The 22,955-nt window shown below is 70.0% G+C and carries 22 protein-coding genes; 16 read left to right on the forward strand and 6 right to left on the reverse strand.

The features are described from left to right. Window positions 1-40: 40 nt before the first annotated feature. Genes AB0F40_RS11585 through AB0F40_RS11600 form a run of 4 tightly spaced genes read right to left on the reverse strand, consistent with a single transcriptional unit; the run spans window position 41 to window position 4,075 of the window. Window positions 41-1,000: an aldo/keto reductase gene (locus tag AB0F40_RS11585; protein WP_357466877.1), complete on the reverse strand. Its 960-nt coding sequence runs from the start codon at window positions 998-1,000 to the stop codon at window positions 41-43. Continuing rightward, entirely contained in the window at window positions 997-1,896 is a 900-nt protein-coding gene (locus AB0F40_RS11590) for a carbohydrate ABC transporter permease (RefSeq protein WP_357466879.1), read from the reverse strand. Before AB0F40_RS11590 ends, AB0F40_RS11585 begins: the two co-directional genes overlap by 4 nt. Further along, window positions 1,896-2,795 (reverse strand): sugar ABC transporter permease, encoded by a 900-nt coding sequence (locus AB0F40_RS11595; RefSeq protein WP_357466881.1) that lies wholly within the window; start codon window positions 2,793-2,795, stop codon window positions 1,896-1,898. Before AB0F40_RS11595 ends, AB0F40_RS11590 begins: the two co-directional genes overlap by 1 nt. Next, on the reverse strand, window positions 2,792-4,075 hold the full coding sequence (locus tag AB0F40_RS11600) for a sugar ABC transporter substrate-binding protein (protein WP_357466883.1): 1,284 nt from the start codon (window positions 4,073-4,075) through the stop codon (window positions 2,792-2,794). Before AB0F40_RS11600 ends, AB0F40_RS11595 begins: the two co-directional genes overlap by 4 nt. A 295-nt stretch (window positions 4,076-4,370) precedes the next feature. Here AB0F40_RS11600 and AB0F40_RS11605 point away from each other — a divergent pair, with 295 nt between their 5' ends. The 10 genes from AB0F40_RS11605 to AB0F40_RS11650 all read left to right on the forward strand — a co-directional run bounded on the left by AB0F40_RS11605 (window position 4,371) and on the right by AB0F40_RS11650 (window position 12,210). Next, window positions 4,371-5,633 carry an amidohydrolase family protein gene (locus AB0F40_RS11605; RefSeq protein WP_357466885.1) on the forward strand — a complete coding sequence of 421 codons (1,263 nt, stop codon included), beginning with the start codon at window positions 4,371-4,373 and terminating at the stop codon, window positions 5,631-5,633. A 177-nt stretch (window positions 5,634-5,810) separates the two neighbouring features. Further along, the gene (locus AB0F40_RS11610; RefSeq protein ID WP_357466887.1) at window positions 5,811-6,113 is read left to right on the forward strand and encodes a hypothetical protein; all 303 of its coding nucleotides are present in this window, start codon (window positions 5,811-5,813) and stop codon (window positions 6,111-6,113) included. Then, window positions 6,107-6,661, forward strand: coding sequence for a DUF6879 family protein (locus AB0F40_RS11615; RefSeq protein ID WP_357466890.1), 555 nt, complete (start codon window positions 6,107-6,109; stop codon window positions 6,659-6,661). The genes AB0F40_RS11610 and AB0F40_RS11615 overlap by 7 nt, the downstream gene beginning before the upstream one ends. Then, window positions 6,658-7,479 carry a helix-turn-helix transcriptional regulator gene (locus AB0F40_RS11620; protein WP_357466893.1) on the forward strand — a complete coding sequence of 274 codons (822 nt, stop codon included), beginning with the start codon at window positions 6,658-6,660 and terminating at the stop codon, window positions 7,477-7,479. Before AB0F40_RS11615 ends, AB0F40_RS11620 begins: the two co-directional genes overlap by 4 nt. An 82-nt stretch (window positions 7,480-7,561) precedes the next feature. After that, on the forward strand, window positions 7,562-8,431 hold the full coding sequence (locus AB0F40_RS11625; protein ID WP_357466897.1) for an HAD family hydrolase: 870 nt from the start codon (window positions 7,562-7,564) through the stop codon (window positions 8,429-8,431). A gap of 103 nt (window positions 8,432-8,534) precedes the next feature. Continuing rightward, window positions 8,535-8,996, forward strand: coding sequence for a hypothetical protein (locus tag AB0F40_RS11630; protein ID WP_357466900.1), 462 nt, complete (start codon window positions 8,535-8,537; stop codon window positions 8,994-8,996). Window positions 8,997-9,026: 30 nt separating this feature from the next. Further along, the gene (locus AB0F40_RS11635; RefSeq protein ID WP_357466903.1) at window positions 9,027-9,929 is read left to right on the forward strand and encodes an aminoglycoside phosphotransferase family protein; all 903 of its coding nucleotides are present in this window, start codon (window positions 9,027-9,029) and stop codon (window positions 9,927-9,929) included. 49 nt (window positions 9,930-9,978) lie between these two features. Continuing rightward, window positions 9,979-10,794, forward strand: coding sequence for an AAC(3) family N-acetyltransferase (locus AB0F40_RS11640; RefSeq protein ID WP_357466905.1), 816 nt, complete (start codon window positions 9,979-9,981; stop codon window positions 10,792-10,794). A gap of 24 nt (window positions 10,795-10,818) precedes the next feature. Further along, entirely contained in the window at window positions 10,819-11,439 is a 621-nt protein-coding gene (locus tag AB0F40_RS11645; protein WP_357466908.1) for a DUF402 domain-containing protein, read from the forward strand. 87 nt (window positions 11,440-11,526) lie between these two features. Further along, the gene (locus tag AB0F40_RS11650) at window positions 11,527-12,210 is read left to right on the forward strand and encodes a GNAT family protein (RefSeq protein WP_357466911.1); all 684 of its coding nucleotides are present in this window, start codon (window positions 11,527-11,529) and stop codon (window positions 12,208-12,210) included. On the opposite strand, the gene AB0F40_RS11655 is transcribed toward AB0F40_RS11650, so the two are convergent. Then, window positions 12,144-14,552 (reverse strand): glycoside hydrolase family 3 C-terminal domain-containing protein, encoded by a 2,409-nt coding sequence (locus AB0F40_RS11655; RefSeq protein ID WP_357466914.1) that lies wholly within the window; start codon window positions 14,550-14,552, stop codon window positions 12,144-12,146. The two genes, AB0F40_RS11650 and AB0F40_RS11655, sit on opposite strands and share 67 nt — an antisense overlap. A gap of 282 nt (window positions 14,553-14,834) precedes the next feature. Here AB0F40_RS11655 and AB0F40_RS11660 point away from each other — a divergent pair, with 282 nt between their 5' ends. The 3 genes from AB0F40_RS11660 to AB0F40_RS11670 are packed head-to-tail and all read left to right on the forward strand — an operon-like array spanning window position 14,835 to window position 18,459. Next, window positions 14,835-16,487: a sugar ABC transporter substrate-binding protein gene (locus AB0F40_RS11660; RefSeq protein ID WP_357466916.1), complete on the forward strand. Its 1,653-nt coding sequence runs from the start codon at window positions 14,835-14,837 to the stop codon at window positions 16,485-16,487. Further along, window positions 16,484-17,455, forward strand: coding sequence for an ABC transporter permease subunit (locus AB0F40_RS11665; RefSeq protein ID WP_357466919.1), 972 nt, complete (start codon window positions 16,484-16,486; stop codon window positions 17,453-17,455). Before AB0F40_RS11660 ends, AB0F40_RS11665 begins: the two co-directional genes overlap by 4 nt. Then, entirely contained in the window at window positions 17,452-18,459 is a 1,008-nt protein-coding gene (locus AB0F40_RS11670) for a carbohydrate ABC transporter permease (RefSeq protein ID WP_357466921.1), read from the forward strand. The genes AB0F40_RS11665 and AB0F40_RS11670 overlap by 4 nt, the downstream gene beginning before the upstream one ends. Window positions 18,460-18,479: 20 nt before the next feature. On the opposite strand, the gene AB0F40_RS11675 is transcribed toward AB0F40_RS11670, so the two are convergent. Next, window positions 18,480-19,496 carry a LacI family DNA-binding transcriptional regulator gene (locus tag AB0F40_RS11675; protein ID WP_357466924.1) on the reverse strand — a complete coding sequence of 339 codons (1,017 nt, stop codon included), beginning with the start codon at window positions 19,494-19,496 and terminating at the stop codon, window positions 18,480-18,482. Window positions 19,497-19,751: 255 nt separating this feature from the next. Here AB0F40_RS11675 and AB0F40_RS11680 point away from each other — a divergent pair, with 255 nt between their 5' ends. Genes AB0F40_RS11680 through AB0F40_RS11690 form a run of 3 tightly spaced genes read left to right on the forward strand, consistent with a single transcriptional unit; the run spans window position 19,752 to window position 22,933 of the window. Further along, window positions 19,752-21,062: an extracellular solute-binding protein gene (locus AB0F40_RS11680; RefSeq protein ID WP_357466927.1), complete on the forward strand. Its 1,311-nt coding sequence runs from the start codon at window positions 19,752-19,754 to the stop codon at window positions 21,060-21,062. Then, window positions 21,055-22,035, forward strand: coding sequence for a sugar ABC transporter permease (locus tag AB0F40_RS11685; protein ID WP_357466930.1), 981 nt, complete (start codon window positions 21,055-21,057; stop codon window positions 22,033-22,035). Before AB0F40_RS11680 ends, AB0F40_RS11685 begins: the two co-directional genes overlap by 8 nt. Before the next feature lies 1 nt (window position 22,036). Then, window positions 22,037-22,933: a carbohydrate ABC transporter permease gene (locus tag AB0F40_RS11690; RefSeq protein WP_357466932.1), complete on the forward strand. Its 897-nt coding sequence runs from the start codon at window positions 22,037-22,039 to the stop codon at window positions 22,931-22,933. Window positions 22,934-22,955 lie beyond the last annotated feature (22 nt).

The raw sequence follows: 22,955 nt of genomic DNA on the forward strand, positions 1-22,955 counted from the left end.
GGTGGACGGCGGAGGCCGAGTCCGCGGCGGGGGAGCCGTGTCAGCGGCCGAGCTCTCCGGCCCAGTGGGCCGGTCCGGGCAGGGCGGCGTCGAGCTCCGGCCAGATGTCGTCCGGCACGTCGGTGGCCGCCCACGCCGTCACCTGGGCGAGCTGGGCGGTGCTCGTCACGCCGACGATCGTCCCGGCGACCCGCGGGTCGCGGTTGCCGGCCCGCAGGGCGAGCGCACCGACGGGGATCGCCGCGGCACGGGCGATCGAGCGGATCCTCAGGACCGCGTCCCGCTGGACGGGGTCGACGTCGCGGTAGTGGTAGCTGCGCACGGGCCCGTCGTCGTCGGCGAGGGCGCCCCCGCCGAACGGGGCGGCGGTCAGTACGCCCACGCCACGTTCGGCGCAGTCGTCCAGCAGGGTCTCGGCCGACCGGTCCAGGAGCGTGAGGCGGTTGTGCGTCACGACGGCCTCGAACTCTCCGCTGCGGACGTACCGCCGCAGGAGCCCGATCGGGCCCCCGGCCACGCCGAGGTGCTCGATCGTGCCCGCTTCGCGCAGGTCCAGCAGCGCGCGGACCGGTCCGTCGGGCGCCATGGCGTCGGCGAAGGTCATGCGCTCCGGGTCGTGGAAGTGCACCAGCGGTAGCCGGTCGACGCCGAGGCGTTCGAGGGACTCGGCGACGGACGCCCGGACGCGGGCGCCCGAGAAGTCGCTGGATCCGGGTGCCGGGTCGGCCTTGGTGAACACCTGCACGGGGCCATCGGCGTCGGACCTGCCGGCGCTGCCGGCACCGCCGGCGTCCACGAGCGCTGAGCCGATGAACGCCTCGGCGTCGCCGTACTCGTTGCTCGTGTCCCAGGTCCGCCACCCGGAGGAGGCGGCGGCGCGCAGCACGGCGGCCGCGCCGGCGGCATCGAGCCGCCGGCCGAGCGAGGAGGTCCCGAGGACCACGGAGGGCACGCGCAGCCCGGTCGTCCCGAGGGCCTGGTGGGCGAGGGCGGCGCTCATCCCTTCAGCCCGCCGCTGATCAGGTCGAGCCGCCAGTACCGCTGCAGCACCAGCATCATCGCGACGAGCGGGATGATCGCCACGGCCGAGCCGATGATCGCGAGCGTGTAGAGCGACGGCGTCCCGGACCCCTTGGACAGCAGCGTGTACAGGCCGACCGTGAGGGGGTACATCCGCTCGTCCGACAGCATGATGAACGGGAGGAGGAAGTTGTTCCAGATCCCCACGAACTGCAGCAGGAAGATCGTCACCATGCCGGGCACCATCATCGGCAGGGCGACCGAGACGAAGACGCGGGCGTCGTTCGCTCCGTCGATGCGCGCCGCTTCCATCGTCTCGGTCGGCACGGCCGACGCGGCGTAGACGCGGGCAAGGAAGATGCCGAAGGGCGAGATCAGACAGGGCAGGAGCACCGACCAGTAGGTGCCGGCGAGGCCGATCTTGGACATCAGCAGGTACTGCGGGACTGCCAGCGTGATACCCGGCAGCAGCACGCCGCCGAGGATCGCGTAGAAGGCGACCTGGCGTCCGGGGAAGTCGTACTTGGCGAGCGCGTATCCCGCCATCGTCGAGACGACGGTGCACGCGACGGCACCGACGCCGGCGAAGAGGACGCTGTTGAGCGCCCACTGCAGGTACTGCCCGTCGCCGTAGGCGAACAGGTCACGCAGGTTCTCGAGCAGGCCTGTGCCGGGCAGGAAGGTGAACGTCGAGAAGAGCTCGGAGCTGGACTTGGTCGAGGCGACCAGGACCCAGGCCACGGGCACGAGGCAGTACAGGGCCCCAAGGATCAGGACCACGGTGGGCAGGACCGCTCCGCGTCGGCTCGCGGGGCGCGGGCGCTCCGCGACCAGGCGTCGGGTGCCCACGGGGCGTGGCGTGGTGACGGTGCTCATCAGGACTCTCCGAACGAACGCTTCTGCGTCACGCGCAGCAGGATGACCGACACGACGAGCGTGCCGAGAGCGAGGACGACCGACGACGCGGCGGCGAGGGACAGGTTGTCCCGGGTGAAGGCGTCGCGGTAGATCATCATCAGCGGCACCCAGGTCTGGGAGATCGCGCTCGTCATCGGCCGCAGCGTGGTGGGCTCTCCGTACACCTGGAGCGTCCCGATCAGCGCGAACAGGCCGGTGAGCGTCAGGGCCGGGGCGACCAGCGGGATCTTGATCCGGTAGGCGATGTCCCACTCGCTGGCTCCGTCGAGCCGCGCGGCCTCGTACACGTCCACCGGGATCCCGCGCAGCGAGGTGTACAGGATGATCATGTTGAAGCCCACCCCGCCCCAGATCGCGATGTTCGCGACCGAGGGGAAGATCATCGGGCCGTGCAGCACGTCGATGCTGCCGAGGCCGACCCGCTCGAGGATCCAGCCGGCGGGGCTCGTCGAGGGCAGGTAGAGGAAGCCCCACAGGAGCGTGGCTACGACACCGGGCACCGCGTACGGGATGAAGATCGCGGTCCGGGAGAACCGGGAGCCGCGAACGCGGGGCAGGTCGAGCAGGAGCGCGAAGGTGAGCGCGAGCCCGAGGGTGAGCGGGACCGCGATGGCCCCGTAGATCGCGAGGCGTCCCAGCCCCGCGAGGAGCTCGGGGTCGGTGAACGCGGCGACGTAGTTGTCCAGTCCCACCCAGGTCTCCTGGCGGACGCCGAACGGGCCGCCGCCCGCCATGCGCATCCCCCGGAAGCTCAGGTACAGCGCGTAGCAGATCGGGATCGCGAGGAACGCGACGAACAGCAGCGCCGCCGGCAGGAGGAAGAGGAGCGGGGCACCCCAGCGCCGACCGGGAGTCACTTCTGGGTGACCTCGAAGCCGGTGGTCTCCATGTCGTCGACCACCTCGGCCTCGGTCTCGGTCAGGGCGTCACGCAGCGGGGTGCCGTTCGTGACGGCCGTCGACATCGCGTCCTGGAACGCGCTCGACGCGACGTTGACGTTGGGTCCCCAGCTGATCTCGGGGATCGTGGCCCGGGTGATCTCCGCGGCGGTCTCCCAGTAGTCCTCCTGCTGCGGCATCAGCAGGGGCGGGTCGCTCGCCAGGGTCAGCTCCTGACCGGCCAGCGACGCCGGGTACTGGCCCTGTTCGATCTGTGCGGCGGAGGCCTCGTCGGCGGTGCCCATCCACCGCGCGAACTCGGCGGCGGCCTCCGGGTGCTCCGTGGACGTCGTGACCACGACGGCGGACCCGCCCTGGAACCCGACGGCCGGATCGCCCTCCTCCCACTGCGGGAGCGGGGCCATGGCCCAGTCGCCCGCGCTCTCCTCGGCCACGCCGTAGAGCACCCCGGCGGCCCACAGGCCGGCCGGCCAGGAGAGCACCTCGCCCTGGTTGACCTTGGCGTTCCACTCGGGGGTGAGCATGGGCTCGGCCAGCACGAGATCGCGGTCGATGAGGTCCTGCCAGTAGTCGGCGACCGCGACGGACGCGGCGTCGTCGATGTCCACCGTCCAGGTGTCCCCGTCGACCGACCACCACTCGGCACCGGCCTGCTGTGCGTACCCCGCGAAGCCACCGAACTCGGCCGGCGCGAAGGTCGTGAGGTAGGTGTCGGGGTCGGCCTCGTGGACCTTCTCCGCGGCCACGGCGAACTCCTCCCAGGTGGTCGGGACCTCGATGCCGAGCTCGTCGAGCTTCGCCTGGTTGTAGGTGAGCGCCTGGGGGCCCGCGTCCTGCGGCACGCCGTAAGTGGCGCCGTCGAAGGTCACCTGGCTCCACACGCCCGGGGCGAACTCGTCCTCGAGCCCTTCGGCGTGCTCCGAGATGTCCCCGGCCACGCCGGCCACGATCATCGCCGGCAGGGTGTTGTACTCGACGATCGCGACGTCGGGGGCGTTCCCGGCGCGCGTGGCGGTCACGAGCTTCGCCGACGAGTCGGTCCCGCCGCCGGCGTCGGTCCGCTTCACCTGGATGTCGGGGTGGGCGGCGTTCCACGCGTCGACCATGGGCTGCTGCGCCGTGCCCCAGGCCCAGTAGTCGAGTGTGATGGGACCACCGTCGCCGGGATCGGCGCCGCCGGATCCGGAGCCCGACGAGCAGGCGGTGAGGGCGAGGGCGACCGCTGAGAGCGTGGCCATGACCGAGACAGTCCTACGCATCATTCACATCTTCCTTGACGTGCGGTGAACGCCCTCGCAGCTGTGCGAAGCGCTTCGATGAATAGGTAGCATCATTGCCAGCCCGAAAGAGGACTGTCAAGGCCTTCTCCGGTACGGAGCGACCGTAGATCACCGATCAGCCGCCGGTTTGGGCGGCTCTGCGTGAGAACTAAAAGATCGAAGCGGTTGCGCGTCTCGAGCGGATCTCCCGCTGCGACGGACCGCCCTCCGGCGCAGCGACCGGGAGCGGCCGTGACCCTGGCAGGATGTCCGCATGACTGATTCCGGTGCTCTCGTGGTGCGCGGCCGCCTGGTCCAGCCGTCCCGGGTGGTGGACGACGGCGTCGTCGTCACCTCCGGCGGTCGCGTCACCTTCGCGGGTTCGCTGCCCGACGCCGTCGCTGCCGGTCACGGCCCGGTCGTCGGGTCGGTGCCACCGGCGCCCGAGGCATACGTGCTGCCAGGGCTCGTGGACCTGCACAACCACGGTGGGGGTGGCGTCTCGTTCCCGGACGTGACCTCGTCCACCGCCGCGCTGGCCGGCGTGCTGGAGCACCGCAGGCACGGCACCACGACCCTGCTCGCGTCACTCGTGACGGCCCGGCCGGAGGTGCTGCTGGAGCGGGCAGCGGTGCTGGCCGAGCTCGCCGTGGCCGGCGAGATCGAAGGGCTGCACGCCGAGGGGCCGTTCCTCTCGCACCGGCGCAGGGGCGCGCACAACCCGGCTGACCTGCAAGAAGGCAGTGTCGACCTGGTCAGGGACCTCGCGAAGGCAGCTCGCGGCTTCCTGCGCACCATGACGGTGGCTCCGGAGGTGCCGGGCGTCGCAGGCCCCGGGGGAGCCGTCGAGGCACTGGTCGACGCGGGCGTCCTACCCTCCCTCGGCCACACCGACGGCAGCACCGAGCAGGCCGAAGCGCTGATCGCGCAGGTCACCCAGGCCCTGGCCGCCCGGGGCAGCACGCTCGGGCCGATGACGGCCACGCACCTGTTCAACGGCATGCGCCCGCTGCACCACCGCACGCCGGGTCCCATCGCGGCCTGCCTGGCCGCGGCGGCTCGTGGCGACATGGTCGTCGAGCTCATCGGCGACGGCGTACACCTCGACGCGGCCACGGTCCGCTCGGTGTTCGACATGGTGGGAGCGGACCAGGTGGCACTGGTCACCGATGCGATGGCGGCGGCCGGCGTGGCCGACGGTCGCTACGAGCTGGGGCCGATGTCGGTGGTGGTGCTCGACGGCGTCGCGCGAGTCGTCCCGGAGGTCGGGACCGCTGAGGTCGCCGGGGGAGACGGACCGATCGCGGGCGGCACCGCGCACCTGATCGACGTCGTGCGCTGCGCCGTGGCCGGAGGGGTGTCCCTGCCGGACGCCGTGCGGTCCGCGACCGCCGTGCCGGCCCGGGTCCTGGGGCTGACGGGCGAGGTCGGCAGCCTGGAGCCGGGCGCGCGCGCCGACGTCCTGGTCACCGACGCGGACCTGCGCCCGGTCCGGGTGCTGCGCCACGGCGTCGACGTCGATGTCGCCGGGGCGTAACCGATTGAAGGTTTCGCGGATTCCGCGACGGGGCTGGTCCTGCATCCGGCCGCCGTTGCCACAAAGCACGGGCCGGACCGTCGGCACGGCCTCGACGAGATCGTTCCCAGATATTCAATCTGAGACGTGATTGCGGTAGCCTGATCTCGTATCGGCCGGAAAGACGGGGACTGGAAGATGCCCGAGATCCTGCGTTCAAGCTGTGACAACGGAACGACCTGCCCGACGATTCATCGTGCCGATGACGGTGCGCTCATCGTGCAGGGGTATCGGACCGCCTCTGATCGAGTGGTGCGTATCCCGGCGTGGCTCGCGACAGAGTGGGACACTCCTGCGCGCCGTGACGGTGACGATCTCCTCATGACCGGCCGGCTCGTCACCGACCCGGGCACCATTGCATACCTAGACCTTCCGGACGGAGAGGCCGCCGTGATCGTACGTCCGGGCGATGTTCCGGCTCTGGAGCTTTCGTCATGCTGAACGCGGACCAGCTCGGGGAGTTCGTCGCTTCTCGTCATCAGAGGGATCTGTTCCGTCTGGAGACTCGCGACGTGCTCAATGTTCCGCAGGATGCTGGCCGGTTGGAGCGGTATCTCAATGGCGAGCCGGGGCCTGGTCATCGTCCGTGGGCTGATGTGATCCGCGGGCAGGTCGCGCGAGGGCAGATCACCCGTCGTGTCCTCGCACTCAGTGAACCGTTGACCGACTATCGTCGCTGCTCGATCGAGTGGGGCTACCTCGACAACGTAGCTGCAGGTGAACATTGCAGGGTGGTGAACAGGCCCAGCGCTCCAGGACTCGGTACGCAGGACTTCTGGCTGATCGATCGCCGCCTCGTGGTGCTGATGCACTACGACGACGAAGGGCGTTTCGTCGGCGCGGAGCCGGTAGACGACGAGCAGGACGTGGGACACTGGGCCGCGATCGCCGACCTGGCGTGGGACTCGGGAATCGATCTCGCCATCTGGTGGGACGCCCATCAGCAGTACTGGCGCGAGTTCTACGTCCCGACCCCTCGGAGCGAATGACTACTGATCTTCCACCGCTTGCCGCGACGCTTCGCGCCCTACGCGCTGAGGTCGGGATCACCGGCGTCAGTGCCGCGAAGGCGGCTGGTATCAGCCAGGCCAAGCTCTCCAACATCGAGCGAGGCAAGACCCCGCCGACGCCGGAGGACGCTGATCGGCTCGCCCAGGTGTACGGCGTCCCGGCCAAGGTGCGTGCGCAGCTGATTGAGCAGTCTCGTCAGGCGAAGGCCCAGGCGTGGTCGGCGAAGGTGGTGCTGCAGCGCGGTGGTTGGCTGCTGCAGGACCGCATCGGTCGGCAGGAGAGTTCCGCGAGCTCCATTCGGTACTTCTGCCCGTCCGGTGTGATCGGACTCTTGCAGACGCCGGCCTATGTCCGGGCGATGTGGGATGACGAGGTCCCTGCCGAGAAGGTGGACAAGTTCGTCGAGTCCAGGATGCGCCGCCAGTTGATTCTCGGCAGCGACAAGCGCGAGATCGCGGCCGTGCACACCGAAGGTGCGCTGCGTTGGAATCTGGGCGGTCCAAAGGTGATGATCGAGCAGCTTGACCGGCTGCTGGTCGAACTGGACAGGCCCCACCTGCGCCAGGGCATCATTCCGTGGACATCGTCGGTCAGCTCGCCTGCTCTGCACCAGTTCACCATCTACGACGACGCGGCAGCCCTGGTCTCGACCGTCCCGGGTACGTCACTGGTGACCGATCCCGAGAACGTCCAGCAGGTCACGAGCGAGTGGGACCACTTGGAGCGGTACGTCCTGTGGGGCGAGAGCGCCCGGCCGCATCTGGAGCGGATCAGAGCGGAGTACGCCGTGCTGTGACGGCCGCTGCTCTTTCGTGGTTGCATCTATCACGTTTGAGACGTAATACTTGTTGCCTGAACCGCCGACCCTTGGAGTGAACATGACGACGACCTGTGACATGAGCCAGCGCCAGGCCGTCCTTGTGGCGCTCGATATCGATGGGACGCTCTTGGTTACGGGTCAGCTCCCGACGCCTGCCGTTGTTGCTGCGATCAGGGCCGCGAGCAATGCCGGGCATGAGTTCGTTCTCGCCACCGGTCGCTCGCTCTCCGGCGCACTGGCGGCCGCCCGTCTACTCAAGATCGGGGATGGGTATGTCGTCGCTTCGAACGGCAGCGTCGTCGCCAAGATGACTCGCGCGGGATGCGAGGTGACAGGCATGCACAGTGTCGATGCGAAGGCCGTCGTGCAGCTCGTCTCGGCCGTCCGACCCGACCTTCGGATAGCGGCCGAGATAGTCGGCGTGGGTTACCACGTCTCAAAGCCCTTCCCGCCGCAGGAACTGGGCGGTGAACAGGTCGAGGTCACCCGGCTCGACGACCTGTGGGCAGAGGCCACCCCGCGCCTGGCCATCTATGGCGCGGGCGCGCAGAACCTTGTCCCGTCGATTCGCGCGGGCGGGATGACCGCCACGCGGACTCGCCCGGACTGGGTCGACGTGACGCCCGGAGGGGTGAGCAAGGCGACCGCTTTGGAGACGATCCGCCGCGATCTCGGCATCCCGAAGAGCCGCACGGTCGCCGTCGGGGACAGCGAGAACGACATCTCGATGCTGACGTGGGCCGAGCGAGGCATCGCGATGGGTAACGCGTCTGCGCTGGTCCGGTTCTCCGCGAACTACGCGACCAAGGACGTCGAGGACGACGGCGCGGCTCTGATCCTGCATGCGCTTGCTCAGCCTGATCGTGAGGACCTCACGGGCGGGACCCGGGCGGGCGCAGAGACCGCCACCACCGTCCGGGCCCACTGATCTTGCGGCTGGTCGGTGCCTAGCACCGCTGCCCAGCCGTAAGTGAGCCCGCTCCAGGCGGGTGCAAGTGCAGGCACCACCCCGCACGACGAGGAGGAAGCGCATGACCACCACCACCGCACGCGACCTGCGAGAGGGCAGGGAGCTTGTCGAACCCGAGCTGTTCCACCGGATCGTCCAGCGGGTCGCCGAGGAGCACGACCACGACCTGAGCATGGCCGGACGGATCGTGGACCAGGCCCTCGCGTTCCTCGGGACCACCGCGACCCACCAGGGGCGCCCGCTGTCGCCGTCCGAGATCGTGAACCCGGGGTGGCACGAGTTCATCCTGCACACGGTCGACTACGTCGAGTTCTGCGAGCGGATCGCGGGCCGGTTCCTGCACCACGTGCCCACCGAGCCAGAGAACGTGGCCGCCGAGGGCGAGGGTGGGCACGACACGCTCAGCTACACCGTGGACGCCATCGACGCCGCAGGGTTCTCTGTCGACACCGAGCTGTGGCCGACCGCGCACACGGGCAAGTGCTCGCAGTGCCACGCGGGCTGCACCAGCTCACCCGCCTGATCGCCCACCCGATCGACACGGAGACACACCATGGACCGCCGATCCTGGGACGAGCTGCCCGACACCGTCCGCAACGCCATCGAGGCACAGTGCGGGGCGGTCTTGCGCACCGAGAGCCCGTCCGCCGGCCGGAACTCGGCCCTGTCCGCGTTGCTGCACACGGCGAACGGGAGCGTGTTCGTCAAGGGCATCCCGACCGACGTTCGGCTGTTCAGGGCCCATCGGCACGAGATCCGCGTCAACACCTGGTTACGGCACCGCGTCTCCGGTGTCCCGTGCCTGCTGTGGACGATCGAGGTCGGGGGCTGGCTGCTCGCCGGGTACGAGCCTGTACCCGGCGAGCACGCCGACTTCTCACCCAGCTCGCCCGACATACCAACCGTGGTCGACGCCATCTCGCGCTTGGCCGAGGAACTGACGCCGAGCCCCGCACCCGACGTGGCACCGCTCAGCCGCAAGTACACGCGGCTGGCCGGATGGCAGTGGCTCGCCGACAACCACGCCGACCAGCTCGACGCGTGGGAGAAGCAGCACCTCGACCTGCTGGTCCACCTCGACGACGAGGCACCGAACGCCCTGGCCGGCGACAGCCTCGTCCACGCCGACATCCACGAGCTGAACCTGCTCGTGGACAACGGCACGGTGAGCGTCATCGACTGGGCGTGGTCGCGGACCGGCCCGCCCTGGATCGATGCCGCCCTACTCACCATCCGGCTGATCGCCGAAGGACACGACCCGGCCGACGCCGAACAACTGGTGTCCGGCACCTGGGGAATGCAGCACCCCAGCGCGACGGAGGACGTCATCACGACGTTCGCCGCGACCACCTACGGCCAGTGGAGGCGGTTCTCCATCGAATTCCCCAGCCCGCACCGTGAGGCCCCGACCCATGGCGCGCAACTCTGGACCCATCGCCGACTTCGTGCCATGTGAGGTCAGAATTCCCGTGTGTGCTGCTCGGGCTCGGAACTACGCTCCCCGGATGGATCAAGCTCGACCGCATACCGCAGCCACACTGACGGACGACCTGCGAGCGCTGGGCGTGGTCCCGGGTGACGTGCTGCTGGTGCACTCGTCCGTGCAGAGCCTTGGCTTCGTCGCGGGCGGCGTGCAGGCCGTTGTCGAAGCGTTGCTGTCGGCCGTGGGCTCTGAGGGCACCATCGTGGTCCCGACCCACACGTCGGAGAACACCGACCCGGCAAACTGGCAGGATCCGCCCGTCCCCGAGCAGTGGTGGCCGGTGATCCGGTCCGAGACACCCGGATTCGACCCCGCACGTACGCCCAGCCGCTGGGTCGGCGTCCTGTCTGAAGTCGTCCGAACCTGGCCGGGCGCCCTACGCAGCGGGCACCCGCAGGTGTCCTGCGCCGCGCTCGGCGCCCGCGCCCGGGAGGTGACCGTGGAGCACGACCTCGCCGAGTCGCACGGGGAGAGGTCGCCGATCGGTGCGGTCTACCGGCTCGGCGGGCGGGTCCTGCTCCTCGGCTGCGGTCACGACTCCAATACGTCCCTGCACCTGGCCGAGCGCCGTCAGGCGGCACCCCCGATGGGCGAGACAGGCGCGGCGATCAGCGACGCCGACGGGACGAGTCGCTGGGTGACCTGGACGGACCTCGTGACTGGCGAGGAGGACTTCGACCGGCTCGGCGCCGCGTTCGAGGAGAGCGGCGCGGTCACCGTCGGGCAGGTGGGGTCCGCCGCTGCCCGGCTCATGGACCAGCAGTCGCTCGTGGACTTCGCGGTGGGCTGGATGTCGCGTAACCGGCGTGAGGTCGACGTCGATGTCGCCGGTGCGTAACGCACCGCTGTTAACGTGCCGAGCATGACGTCTCCCGTGTTCCAGCCCGGCCAGACCGTAGTGCGCCGCGAGATCATGCGGGGCGAGCCGTGGATCGCCGTCCCACAGGTATGTGTCCAGGACGACGGCGACCTGCTCGTCACCTACACCCCGGGCGGCACGCCGCTGGCCTACCCGCAGACCGGCGAGTTCCCCGTGGGCGAGCACCCGTGGAAGACCGCCGGCGGCACTCACTGGCGCGGGCACGGTCGGCTCGAGCTGCACTGGGCCGGGGTGGAGCACTCCCTCTTCCTGTTCTGGGCCGGCCCGGAACGGGCCTTCCAGGGCTGGTACTTCAACCTCGAGGACGCGCCCCGTCGTACCGCCATCGGGTTCGACACGCTCGACCACGAGCTGGACGTCTGGTGGGCCGCCGACGCCGAGACGTACGAGTTCAAGGACGTCGCCGAGTTCGAGGAGACCGGACCGGCACGCTATCCCGGCCGCATGGAGCAGATCCGCGCCGAGGGCGACCGGATCGCCGGCCTGCTCGACGCCGGCGAGCTCTGGTGGGACAAGGCCTGGGCCGACTGGACGCCCGACGCGTCATGGCAGCCCCGCGAGATTCCCGCCGACTGGGCGAGTCTGCCGTTCGAGACGCGCTGACGGCGACTCGCCGCTCATGGCGGCCGGTCCGGCGGCTGTCGCCGCAATTCCGGTGGCAACCCGGTGCTCGGGCGCTACGGTCGGTTCGTGCCCTCCTCCGTCCCGGTCCCCGGACCTGCAGCACCCGGTTCGCCTCCTCGACCCGCCACGCCCGGCCTCGCCCATCATCGTGTCGACCTCGGCTGGCCCGTGACCACCGACCGTCTCACGCTCCGCCCGGTCGTCCCCGCCGATGCCGAGGCCTTCCTCTCCTGGCGCTCCGACACCTCGGTCGTGCGGTACATGTACCTGCCGCCGTGGGACCACCCCACGGCGGTGCTGAAGCTGCGCACCTGGTCGAACGCTCCCTTCGAGCAGCCCGGCGACGTCCTGGTGCTCGCGGTCGAGCTCGACGGCGACGTGGTGGGCGAGACGCTGCTCAAGTGGGCAGCTGGCCCGCGCCAGGTCGAGATCGGCTACGCCCTGCACCCGGACGTCAGCGGACAGGGCCTGGCCACGGAGGCCGCCGGCGCGACCCTCCGGCTCGCCTTCTCCGCCTACGGGTTCCACCGCGTGTTCGCGCGCATCGACGAGGAGAACGTGGCCTCGGTGCGCGTCGCGGAGCGCCTCGGCATGCGCCACGAGGCTCGCCTCGTGGAGAACGACCTGCGCGACGGCGGGTGGTCCACCGAGGTCGTCTACGCGATCCTCGACCGCGAGCACGGTCAGTCGACCGTCAGGTCCGCTCGTACCCGCAGGTCGCCGGCCGACGGCCCGGACGCCACGCCGTAGGCGCCAGGCTGCACCACCATCGCGCCGTCCTGCCACACGGCGAGCGCGCCAAGATCCAGCGGGACCGGCACCTCCGCCGCTGCGCCCGGCGCCAGCCGGACGCGCGTGTACCCGAGCAGCTGGCGCCGGGCCGCGGGCACCGGCAGGTCGGGTGACAGGCCGTACACGGCGACCAGCTCGTCCACGGGCCGGCGCCCGGCGTTGCGCACCGAGACCACCGCGGTGCCCTGCACCAGCCGCAGGTCCTCGTACTCGACCCTCGTGTAGCTCAGCCCGTGCCCGAACCAGTAGGCGGGCTCACCCGCGAGGTGCCGGTAGGTGACGCCCTGACGGGCGACGTCGTAGTCGAACAGGTCACCGGCCTGCGCCTGGGTCGCGGGCCAGGTCTGCGCGATCCGCCCGTACGGCTCGGCGTCCCCGGACAGCACGTCCACCAGCCCTGTGCCCGCCTCCTGCCCGCCGTGCGACGCCCAGACGAGCGCGCCCGGCGTCGCGTCGGACCCGGGCAGCCCCGCCCCCAGCACGTACGGGTACGACGACGTCAGCACCAGCACCGCCGACGGGCACGCCTCGCGGGCCACGCGCCAGATCTCGGCCATCGAAGCCGGCAGCTCAAGACTGGTCCGGTCCTCGGTCTCGCGTCCGCCCAGGTGCGGGTCGTTGCCGGCGGCCACGAGCACGACTTCGGCGCTCGCCGCCGCCCGCGCGACCTCCGCGTGCCCCGAGACGACGGTGCGCCACGTGAACCGCTCGGCGTCGGCGAGCCTGGTGGCGTCGGCGACCAGCAGCCCCGACCCGCGCTGCGCCCGCAGCCAGCGCCCGCTCGCCACATGGTGCAGCGACCAGGTGCCGTCGTCGTGGTGGTGTCGCCGGAACGACTCCTGCACCACCCAGCCACCGACCCGTTCGGCGTCGGCCCGCAGGATCCAGCCCGCGCCCGTCAGGAGGCGGCCGGAGGCGACCGAGCCGAACGTGAGCAGGCCGTCACCCCAGTCGGTGACGTCGAGGTGGGTCCCCGGACCGGCGTCGGACGCCGACACGGTCACCTCGCCCGCAGGGTCGACGGTCACGTACCGGCCGCTCGACGCCGCGCGCAGCGCCACGCGGTCGGCCCCGTCGGCGACCTCCACGACGGCGCCGGGGTAGCGGTCGGCGACCGCGCGGGCGAGCGACACCGCGTACGGCGGGGTGCCGGAGTACCAGTCCGTCAGGACGCGGTCGGCCAACGGCCCGACGACGGCGATGCGCTCGGGCGCTCGCAGCGGGAGCGTCCCGTCGTTGTGCAGCAGCACCACCGACTTCGTGGCGGCCTCCCGGGCCAGCACGCGGTGCTCCGGCAGGTCGATGGACTCGGGGCCGATGCGCGCGTACGGGTCGGCGGGCCCGTCGAGCTCGCCCGTGCGCAGCCGTAGCTCGATCATGCGCAGGGCCGCTACGTCGACGTCGTCCCACGTCAGCAGTCCGGCGGCCAGCGCATCGCGCAGCCGGTCCAGCGTGACCGACGGGTCGGTGTCGTTGTCCGTGAACGAGTCCAGACCGGCGCGCAGGGCGGCTGCGTGCGCCTCGGCATGAGAGCCGAAGGCCCGCTGGACGGTGACCAGGAAGGTGGGCGCGCCGGCGTCGGACACGACGGCCACCGAACCGGGGGCCCACGAGCGCAGCTCGGCCAGCAGCTCGCCCGACGTATGGGCAGGGACCCCGTTGACCAGGTTGTACGAGGGCATGACGGCGCCGGCGACGCCCGCCTCGACCGGCCCGCGGTAAGCGGGCAGCTCGTACTCGTGCAGGGTCCGCTCGGACAGGTTCGACGACGTCGCCGAGCGGTCGGTCTCGTTGCCGTACCCGAGGAAGTGCTTGAGCGCTGGCACCGTCTTCCAGACCGTCGGATGGTCCCCGCGCAGGCCACGGCAGTACGCGGTGGCGAGCTGGGACACGAGGCGCGGCTCCTCGCTGTACCCTTCCTCGCCGCGCCCCCAGGCGGGATGCCGCAGCGGGTTCACGACCGGGGCCCACACGTTCAGCGAGACGGCGGGGTCCTCGGCGTGCTTGGCGCGCACCTCCGTGGCGACCAGGTCCCCGAGCCGCCGGAGCAGGTCGGTGTCCCACGTCGCGCCCAGCCCGACGGGCTGCGGCAGCACCGTCGCGCGGCCGAGCCACGCGACGCCGTGCAGCGCCTCGGCACCGGTGTGGAAGGCGGCAAGGCCGAGCCGCTCGACGGCGGGCTGGTGCTGGTGCAGCAGGCTCAGGCGCTCGTCGGACGTGAGGCGTTCCAGGAGGTCGCGGGCCCGGTCGGTGAGCGGAGCCGCAGGGTCACGGAAGAGGGGCTGGGTCTCGTGTGGCACGTTGTCCTCGAAACGGTTCAATGATCCGGCGCCCGCCGATCCGTGGCCGCGCCGGTGCGGTCACGGTGGAGGATACGCCACGCAAACGGCTCAGATCCTGGGAAACCACGCCAGCAGAGCACGATCAGACTAAAAAACTGGACAAATCATTGCCTCCTCTCGCGCCGTCCCCTACTGTTTTGGCATCGACGGAGGTCGAAGCGCTTCGACGTTGATTCGCTACTCCTTCGCCGGGTCCGGGCACATTGACGTGCCGCGCTGTCCACAAAGGAGTGAAGAGCCATGACAGCACCTCTGCTGACCGGTCGGCTGGACCGTCGGTCGTTCCTCGGCTTCCTCGCAGTCGGCGCCGGCGTCATCGGCGTACCGTCCCTGCTGACCGGGTGCACCACCGCGGGCGGCGGCCCCGCCGTCGAGCCGGGGACCGTGACCGCCTCGAACCTGCCCAGCTACGTGCCGATCGAGTACGTGAAGCCGGACTTCCCCAGCGTCAACGGGTCCACCGCCGGCTACGCGAGCATCCCCGAGGAGCTCGTCACCGCCTTCGAGGCGCCACCGGGGTCCGGCGGCACCTACACGGCCATGACGCCGCTGTGGAGCACCATCCCGTCCACGCGGGACAACGCGTACTTCGATGCCGTGAACGAGGCCATCGGGACCACCCTCGAGTTCCGGATCTCGGACGGGAACACCTACGGCGACAAGCTCGCCGCCGTGCTGGCGTCGGCAAAGGACGTGCCCGACTGGGTGTGCGTGCCCACGTGGAACATCCCGCCGCGGTTCGGGCAGGCCGTCGACGCCCTGTTCCAGGACCTCACGCCGTACCTGGCCGGCGACAAGGTCAAGAAGTACAAGAACCTCGCCAACCTGCCGACCGACGCGTGGCGGTTCGGTGTGTTCAACGACAAGCTCTACGCGCTGCCGTTCCCGGGCGACGTCATCAACAACGCGATCTTCCACCGGGCCGACATCTTCGCCGAGCTGGGCATCGACGCCGCGCCCACCACCGCCGCCGAGCTGCTCGAGCTGGCCAAGGAGGTCACCGACCCGGGCAAGAAGCGCTGGGGGACCAACGACATGTGGGTCGCGGCGAACATGATGTTCGCGGTGCCGCCGACGGACCGCTGGAGGCTGGACGACGCCGGCAAGCTGGTCCACCGCATCGAGACCGAGGAGTACCGGGCCGCGCTGGACTGGCAGACCAAGCTGTACGAGTCGGGTGCCGTCCACCCCGACGCCGTGGCCGACCGCCCGGAGGCGGCGAAGCCGAACTTCGAGTCCGGCAGGGTACTGATCAGCACGGACGGCGTCGGCGGGTGGCACGAGGCGCTCGGCCGGATGCAGTCGACGAACCCTGGCTACGACCAGCGGCCGTTCCCCTTCTTCGCGGCCGACGGCGGCGACCCGGCGCTGTGGAAGGGCGCCCCGGTCAACATCTTCTCGTTCCTGAAGAAGACGGACGACACGGCGCGGATCGAGGAGCTGCTCGCGGTCGCGGACTTCCTGGCCTCGCCGTTCGGCACCGAGGAGTTCCAGCTCATCAACTACGGCGTGGAGGGGACGCACTACGAGTTCGACGAGCAGGGCCTGCCGGTGCCGACCGACCAGGCGGCCACGGACGTGGCGCAGTCCTACGTCTTCCTGGTGGACCCGCCGGTGGTGAACGCCAAGGTGCAGTACCCCGGCTTCGTCGAGGCGTTCTGCACCTGGCAGGCCGATGCCGCCCAGTACCTGGTCGAGGACCTGTTCTACGGCATGCAGATCACCGAGCCCGCCCAGTACGCCGCGCTCAAGGCACCGTTCGAGGACCTCGAGAAGGACATCGCGCGCGGGCGCAAGAGCATGGCGGACCTCGACGAAGCGGTGGCGACGTGGAGCAGCTCCGGCGGTGAGGAACTGCGCGCCTTCTACCAGGACATCCTGGACAAGAAGTGAGCACCGACATCTCGGCGAGCACGGCGACCTCCCGCGCGGACAGCCCGCCCCACCGCAAGATTCCCTGGACCACGCGGATGCGGCGCGACCGCACCCTGCTGATCATGGTGGCGCCGGCAGTGCTGCTCCTCGCGGTGTTCGCGTACGTGCCGATGGCCGGCAACGTGGTGGCCTGGCAGGACTACTCGCCGTACGTCGGGATCCGCGAGAGCCCGTTCGTGGGCTGGGCCAACTTCGCGCGCGTCTTCACCAACCCGCTGTTCCTCGACGCCGTCTCGAACACGCTGATCATCACCGCGTTCCAGCTCGTGTTCTTCTTCCCGGTGCCGATAGTGCTGGCGCTGCTGCTGAACAGCGTGCTGACCCCGGCCCTGCGCACCACCATCCAGTCGATCGTGTACCTGCCGCACTTCTTCTCCTGGGTGATCGTCGTGACGATCTTCCAGCAGATCTTCGGCGGGGCCGGGATGCTGGCGAGCCGGCTGCGCGAGGCCGGGTACTCGGGCTTCGACCTCATGACCAACCCGGACACGTTCCTGCTGCTCATCACCGCGCAGACGGTATGGAAGGACGCCGGCTGGGGGATCATCATCTTCCTCGCTGCGCTCGCCACGGTGGACACCCAGCTCTACGAGGCGTCGGTGGTCGACGGCGCCGGCCGGTGGCGTCGCATGTGGCACGTGACCCTCCCCGCGCTGCGGCCGGTGATCATCCTGCTCCTGATCCTGCGGCTGGGCGACTCGCTCACCGTCGGGTTCGAGCAGCTCATCCTCCAGCGCGGCGCCGTCGGCACCGACGTGGCGGAGGTGCTCGACACGTTCGTCTACTACCAGGGTGTCGTGAACGGCGACTGGGCCTTCGCGGCCGCCGCCGGGCTCGTCAAGGGCCTGGTCTCGCTCGCCCTGGTGCTCGGGGCCAACAAGCTCGCCCACCTCGTGGGCGAGGCGGGGGTGTACCAGCGCGCATGACAGTCCGAACCGAGAACTACGCCAAGAAGCCCATACCGGCACGGTCGCCGAGACAGCGGCCGGAGCCGCCGCCGCGGCGCTCCGCCCGGTATCGCACCCTGCTGCGCGGGAAGAACCGCCCGGTCTGGGAGGAGGATCCCAACCCGCTGGGGCTCGTCGTCAAGGGGGTGGCGCTGCTGCTCATCGTGCTCACCGTGCTGTTCCCCCTGTACACGGTGGTGCTCACCAGCCTCTCCACCCAGGCGGACATCACCCGGTCCGGCGGCCTGGTCACCGTACCGGGCAGCCTGTCGCTCTCGGCCTACACGCAGATCCTGTCCGGCGGGATCGTCACGCGGGCCACGATCGTGAGCGTCGGGATCACCGTGGTCGGCACCGTGCTCTCCACCACCGTGTCCGTGCTGGCCGCGTACGGGCTGAGCCGACCAGGTTCCTTCGCGCACCGGCCCCTGCTGTTCGTCTTCCTCATCACCATGTTCTTCGGCGCGGGGATGATCCCGACGTACCTGCTCGTGAGCAACCTCGGGCTGATCGACAACTACTGGTCGCTCATCCTCCCGGGGGCGGTGAGCGCGTTCAACGTCCTGATCCTGCGGGCGTTCTTCATGGGCATCGACCGGTCCATCATCGACGCGGCCCGGATCGACGGCGCGGGGGACTGGCGCATCCTCGGGCAGATCGTGCTGCCCATGTCGAAGGCGGTCGTGGCGGTGGTCGCGCTGTTCTACGGCGTCGGCTACTGGAACGCGTTCTTCAACGCGATGCTCTACATCAACGACAACGCGAAGTGGCCGCTGCAGCTCGTGCTGCGCTCCTACGTCCTGCAGGGGGTGACGCTCCCGGGCAGCGGCGTGGGCCAGGTCGACGTCGACGACGGCGCCGTGACCGGCCTCCCCGTGAAGATGGCGGTGATGGTGCTCGCGATCATCCCGATCCTCGTGGTCTACCCCATGGTGCAGCGGCACTTCACGAAGGGCGTGATCTTCGGGGCCATCAAGGGGTGAACGGCACGGGGAGCCCGCCGTCAGCCGAGCGCGCCGGCGGGCCCGGGCGCCGAGCTCGCGCGTTCGGTGAGCACGGGGGCGAGCAGCCTGGTCTCGGACGGCTGCTCGCCTTCGAGGCGGGCCATGACCATGTCGACCGCCACCTTGCCGATGTCCTCGGCGGGCAGGTCGATGCTGGTCATCGGGATCCGCTGGGAGAGGGCGACGTCCGTGGGGCACACCGCCACCACGGACATGTCGGTGCCGACGGCGATGCCGCGGTCGGCCAGGCGGGCCAGGACGTGGGGGAGCGCACCCTCGTTGTGCACGATGATCCCCGTGGTGTCCGGTGCGGTGGCCAGGAGCGTGTCCACGGCCTCCGTGGCGCCCGACGGCGTGGAGTCGCACGCCTCCACCTTGACCGTCACCCCGGAGCTCTTCGCCTGGTTCCGCAGGCCCCGCATCATCCGCTCGGCGTAGGAGGTGTGCCGCCGCAGCACCTCGGGCGGGGAACCGATGAGCGCGACGTCGGTGTGGCCGGCCCCGGCGAGGTGCCGCACCGCGAGCCGCCCGGCGGCCTCGAAGTCGAGGTCGACGCAGCTCAGCCCCTCCGGGTCCTGCGGCAGGCCGATCAGCACGGTCGGCTGCTTGGCGGCCGCCACGAGGGGCACTCGCGGGTCGTCCGCCTCGATGTCCATCATGACCAGGGCGTCCACCATGGAGCCGCTGGTCACCCGGTCGAGGCCGCTCACGTCGTCCTGGGTCAGCAGCAGGACGTCGTGGTCGAAGTCCCGGGCGCGAGTGACCACGCCGGCGACGAACTGCATGATGACGGGCACGCTCACGCCGACCCGCAGGGGCGCCATGAGCGCTATGACGTTGGTGCGGGACGAGGCCAGTGCCCGGGCCCCGGCGTGCGGCCGGTAGCCGAGCTTCTCGATGGCGCGCTCGACCCGGGCCCGCGTCGGCGCGGAGATGGGCCGCTTGCCCGACAGCACGTAGGACACGGTCGAGGTCGAGACCCCCGCCGCCCTGGCGACGTCGTCGATCGTAGCCACAGAGCTCCTCATCTCATCAGTACCGCAGTGTGCCTGGTGCGGTGGCAGGTGGTGCGTGTGACGCGCCGGCACACCAGTGTGCCGTATGGCAGGGAAGCGCTTCGACAAAATGGTAGCGGGATAGTTCGCGGATGGCACTGGACAGTTGTGAGCGCCTGGGGTTAGCGTGTTGAAACGCTTCGACGATCTAGACGCAGAGGTCTGGGCGTGGCCGGAAGGATGAGCCCGTCGGGCTCGGTGAACCAAGGAGATGCGATGAAGCACGAGCGGACCATGACTGCCGTGGCGGCCGCGCTGGCCGGCGCCCTGGCGCTGGCGGGCTGCACGGGTCAGACCGGCAGCGGTGGGGGCGGTGACACCGACGACAGCACCCTCACGATCTGGCACTACGAGAACGAGGACTCGGCGATGGGCAAGGCCTGGGCCGAGGCCATCAAGATCTTCGAGGAGGAGAACCCGGACGTCACCGTCGAGGTCGAGAAGCAGACCTTCGAGCAGATCCAGAAGAACGCCAAGATCGTGCTCACGGGCGACGACGTGCCCGACGTCATGGAGTTCAACAAGGGCAACGCGACGGCCGGCCAGCTCGCGGCGCAGGGCCTGCTGACCCCGCTGACCGACGCCGCCACCGAGCGCGGCTGGGACGAGAAGCTGCCCGGTTCGCTGGCCACCACCGCGACGTACGACGAGCAGGGTCTGATGGGCTCCGGCGAGTGGTACGGGGTGCCGAACTACGGCGAGTTCGTCGGTGTCTACTACAACAAGGACATGTTCGCCGAGCACGGGCTCGAGGTGCCGACCAGCCTCGACGAGTTCGACGACGTCCTGGCCGCCTTCAAGGAGGAGGGCATCACGCCGCTGGCCGAGGCCGGCGCCGAGTACCCGCTCGGCCAGCTCTGGTACGAGCTCGTCCTCGCGTACGGGGACCGTGCCCTGGTGGACGACTACCAGCTCTTCGCGAACGACGTCGACTTCCACAACGATGCGATGACCAAGGCCACCGAGAAGCTCGACGAGTGGATCGAGAAGGGCTACATCGCCTCCGACTCCGCGGCTCTGACCGCCGAGGACATGGGCGTCTCGTTCATCGACGGCACCTACCCGCTCATGGTCAGCGGGTCCTGGTGGTTCGGCCGGCTCGCGACCGAGGTCGAGGCCGACTGGGGTCAGTTCAACTTCCCGGGCAACACCCTGCACACGGGCTCGTCCGGCAACCTGTGGGTGGTCCCGGCGAACGCGGACTCCACGAGCCTCGCCGAGGAGTTCATCGACGTCACGCTGCGGCCCGAGGTCCAGAACATCCTCGCCGCCGAGGGCGGCCTGCCCGTGGCCGGCGACGCCTCGGTGATCGAGGACGAGCGCACGCGGGAGCTCACCGAGAACTTCCAGGCGATCCTGGACGAGGACGGCCTGGCGTTCTACCCGGACTGGCCGGTCGCCGGCTACTACGACGTGCTCGTCAGCGAGCTGCAGTCGCTCGTGAACCGGTCCAAGACCCCGGACGAGGTGCTGGACGGGCTGCAGAGCTCGTACGACGAAGGCAAGGCCGACCTGCTCGATGGCTGACAGCACCCTGACGGAGGAGCGCCCGCGGACGGCCGGGCGCCCGCGACCGGTGCAGGGGACGCGCCGCCGCCGTCGGGCCTCGTGGGTGGGGTACCTGCCCTACCTGCTGCCCGGCGGGATCGCGTTCCTCGTGGTGATCGGGTACCCCCTCGTCACGAACGTGTACTTCAGCCTGTTCAAGTGGCGCGGAGGCATGGCGCCCCTGCGCTGGAACGGGCTGGGCAACTACGTGGACCTGATGGGCGACGACAAGTTCTGGACGTCGTTCGCCAACTCGGCGGCGATGATCGTCGCGATGGTCGTGGTGCCGACGCTCCTCGGGCTCGTGCTCGCCGCGGTGCTGTTCGACTACCTCGGCCGACGGTTCGGTGAGCGCGTCTCGTCGGTGCTGCGGGCCACGTACTACCTGCCGCAGATCCTGCCCGTGGCCGTGGCGGGCGTCCTGTGGAACTGGATCCTGAACTCCCAGACCGGCGCGCTCAACGTGATCCTGCGCGGGATCGGCATCGAGACGCCGCCCAACTGGCTCGGTGACCCGAGCACGGCCCTGCCGTCGGTGATGCTCGTGCTGATCTGGGTCCAGATGGGCTGCCCGGTGGTCATCTTCATGGCGGCGCTGCAGCGGGTCGACCCCGAGCTCTACGAGGCGGCCGAGCTGGACGGCGCCGGCTGGTGGGACCGGTTCCGGGCCATCACAGTGCCGCAGATCCGGCCCGAGATCTTCGTGGTCACGCTGACCTGCACGGTCGCGGCGCTCAAGGTGTTCGGGCCCATCTACGTGCTGACGCGCGGCGGACCGGAGAGCTCGACGCTCGTGCCCAGCTATTACTCGTACCTGAGCTTCTTCGACAAGTCCCAGGTCGGCTACGGGTCCGCGATCGCCACGGTGCTCACGCTCGTGATCGTCGTGGTGGCCGTGATCATCCTCGGCCTGCAGGGCCGAGCGGAACGACGTGAGCGGGAGGGGATCTGACATGGCCGTCGCCACAGACGTGCGCGCTGCCACACGACCGGCCCAGGTGCGCAGCACGGCCGTCGACACGCGGTACCGCCGCGGTCCTGGCCGCTGGCTGGTGCTGGCGCTCGCGGTCCTCGTAGGGCTCGCGGTGCTCGCGCCGTTCGGGATCATGCTGCTCAACGCCTTCAAGTCACCGCAGGACTACGCGGCGAACGGGCCGCTGGCCCTGCCGTCAGGCCTCTACCTCGACGGGGTGGTGGCCTTCTGGGAGCGCACCGAGTTCCCGGTGAAGCTCTGGAACTCCTTCTTCATCTCCGCGATCGTGGCCGTGCTCGCTGCGCTGCTGTCGCTGTTCAACGCCTACGCGATCGGCATCGGCAGGGTGAAGGGGCGGCTGTGGATCGTCGCGCTGTTCCTGCTGGCGAACATGCTGCCGCAGGAGGCCCTGATCTACCCGCTGTTCGCCATGGCGCAGTCGGTCGGGCTCTCGAACTCCCAGTGGTCGGTGATCATCATCTTCACCGTCATCCAGTCGGCGTTCGGTACCTACCTGCTCTCCTCGGTGCTCGGCACGTTCCCGCCGGCGCTGCTGGAGGCCGCGGCGCTCGACGGCGCGAGCCGGTGGCGCATCCTCTGGCAGGTCGTCTTCCCGATCGTGCGGCCGACGCTCTCCGTCCTGATGATCTTCTTCTTCATCTGGACCTGGAACGAGTTCTTCATCCCGCTGGTCATGCTGACCAGCAACGACACCCAGACCATTCCCATCGCCCTGGCCTCGCTGCAGGGCGATCGCATGATGGACGCGCCGACGATCAACGCGGGCTCGCTCGTGTCGCTCGTGCCGGCCGTCATCTTCTTCCTGATCTTCCAGCGCACCCTGACCCGGGGCGTCACGGCGGGGGCGGTCAAGTGACCGCACCCCGGCCTGCCCACCA

The organism is Promicromonospora sp. NPDC023987, assembly GCF_040639055.1.
Classification (GTDB): Bacteria; Actinomycetota; Actinomycetes; order Actinomycetales; family Cellulomonadaceae; genus Promicromonospora.

Coding starts and splice junctions, on each gene's coding strand:
- AB0F40_RS11585 (WP_357466877.1), bottom strand. CDS start 1,000: ATGAGCGCCGCCCTCGCCCACCAGGCCCTCGGGACGACCGGGCTGCGC.
- AB0F40_RS11590 (WP_357466879.1), bottom strand. CDS start 1,896: ATGAGCACCGTCACCACGCCACGCCCCGTGGGCACCCGACGCCTGGTC.
- AB0F40_RS11600 (WP_357466883.1), bottom strand. CDS start 4,075: ATGGCCACGCTCTCAGCGGTCGCCCTCGCCCTCACCGCCTGCTCGTCG.
- AB0F40_RS11605 (WP_357466885.1), top strand. CDS start 4,371: ATGACTGATTCCGGTGCTCTCGTGGTGCGCGGCCGCCTGGTCCAGCCG.
- AB0F40_RS11610 (WP_357466887.1), top strand. CDS start 5,811: ATGCCCGAGATCCTGCGTTCAAGCTGTGACAACGGAACGACCTGCCCG.
- AB0F40_RS11615 (WP_357466890.1), top strand. CDS start 6,107: ATGCTGAACGCGGACCAGCTCGGGGAGTTCGTCGCTTCTCGTCATCAG.
- AB0F40_RS11620 (WP_357466893.1), top strand. CDS start 6,658: ATGACTACTGATCTTCCACCGCTTGCCGCGACGCTTCGCGCCCTACGC.
- AB0F40_RS11625 (WP_357466897.1), top strand. CDS start 7,562: ATGACGACGACCTGTGACATGAGCCAGCGCCAGGCCGTCCTTGTGGCG.
- AB0F40_RS11630 (WP_357466900.1), top strand. CDS start 8,535: ATGACCACCACCACCGCACGCGACCTGCGAGAGGGCAGGGAGCTTGTC.
- AB0F40_RS11635 (WP_357466903.1), top strand. CDS start 9,027: ATGGACCGCCGATCCTGGGACGAGCTGCCCGACACCGTCCGCAACGCC.
- AB0F40_RS11640 (WP_357466905.1), top strand. CDS start 9,979: ATGGATCAAGCTCGACCGCATACCGCAGCCACACTGACGGACGACCTG.
- AB0F40_RS11645 (WP_357466908.1), top strand. CDS start 10,819: ATGACGTCTCCCGTGTTCCAGCCCGGCCAGACCGTAGTGCGCCGCGAG.
- AB0F40_RS11660 (WP_357466916.1), top strand. CDS start 14,835: ATGACAGCACCTCTGCTGACCGGTCGGCTGGACCGTCGGTCGTTCCTC.
- AB0F40_RS11670 (WP_357466921.1), top strand. CDS start 17,452: ATGACAGTCCGAACCGAGAACTACGCCAAGAAGCCCATACCGGCACGG.
- AB0F40_RS11680 (WP_357466927.1), top strand. CDS start 19,752: ATGAAGCACGAGCGGACCATGACTGCCGTGGCGGCCGCGCTGGCCGGC.
- AB0F40_RS11685 (WP_357466930.1), top strand. CDS start 21,055: ATGGCTGACAGCACCCTGACGGAGGAGCGCCCGCGGACGGCCGGGCGC.
- AB0F40_RS11690 (WP_357466932.1), top strand. CDS start 22,037: ATGGCCGTCGCCACAGACGTGCGCGCTGCCACACGACCGGCCCAGGTG.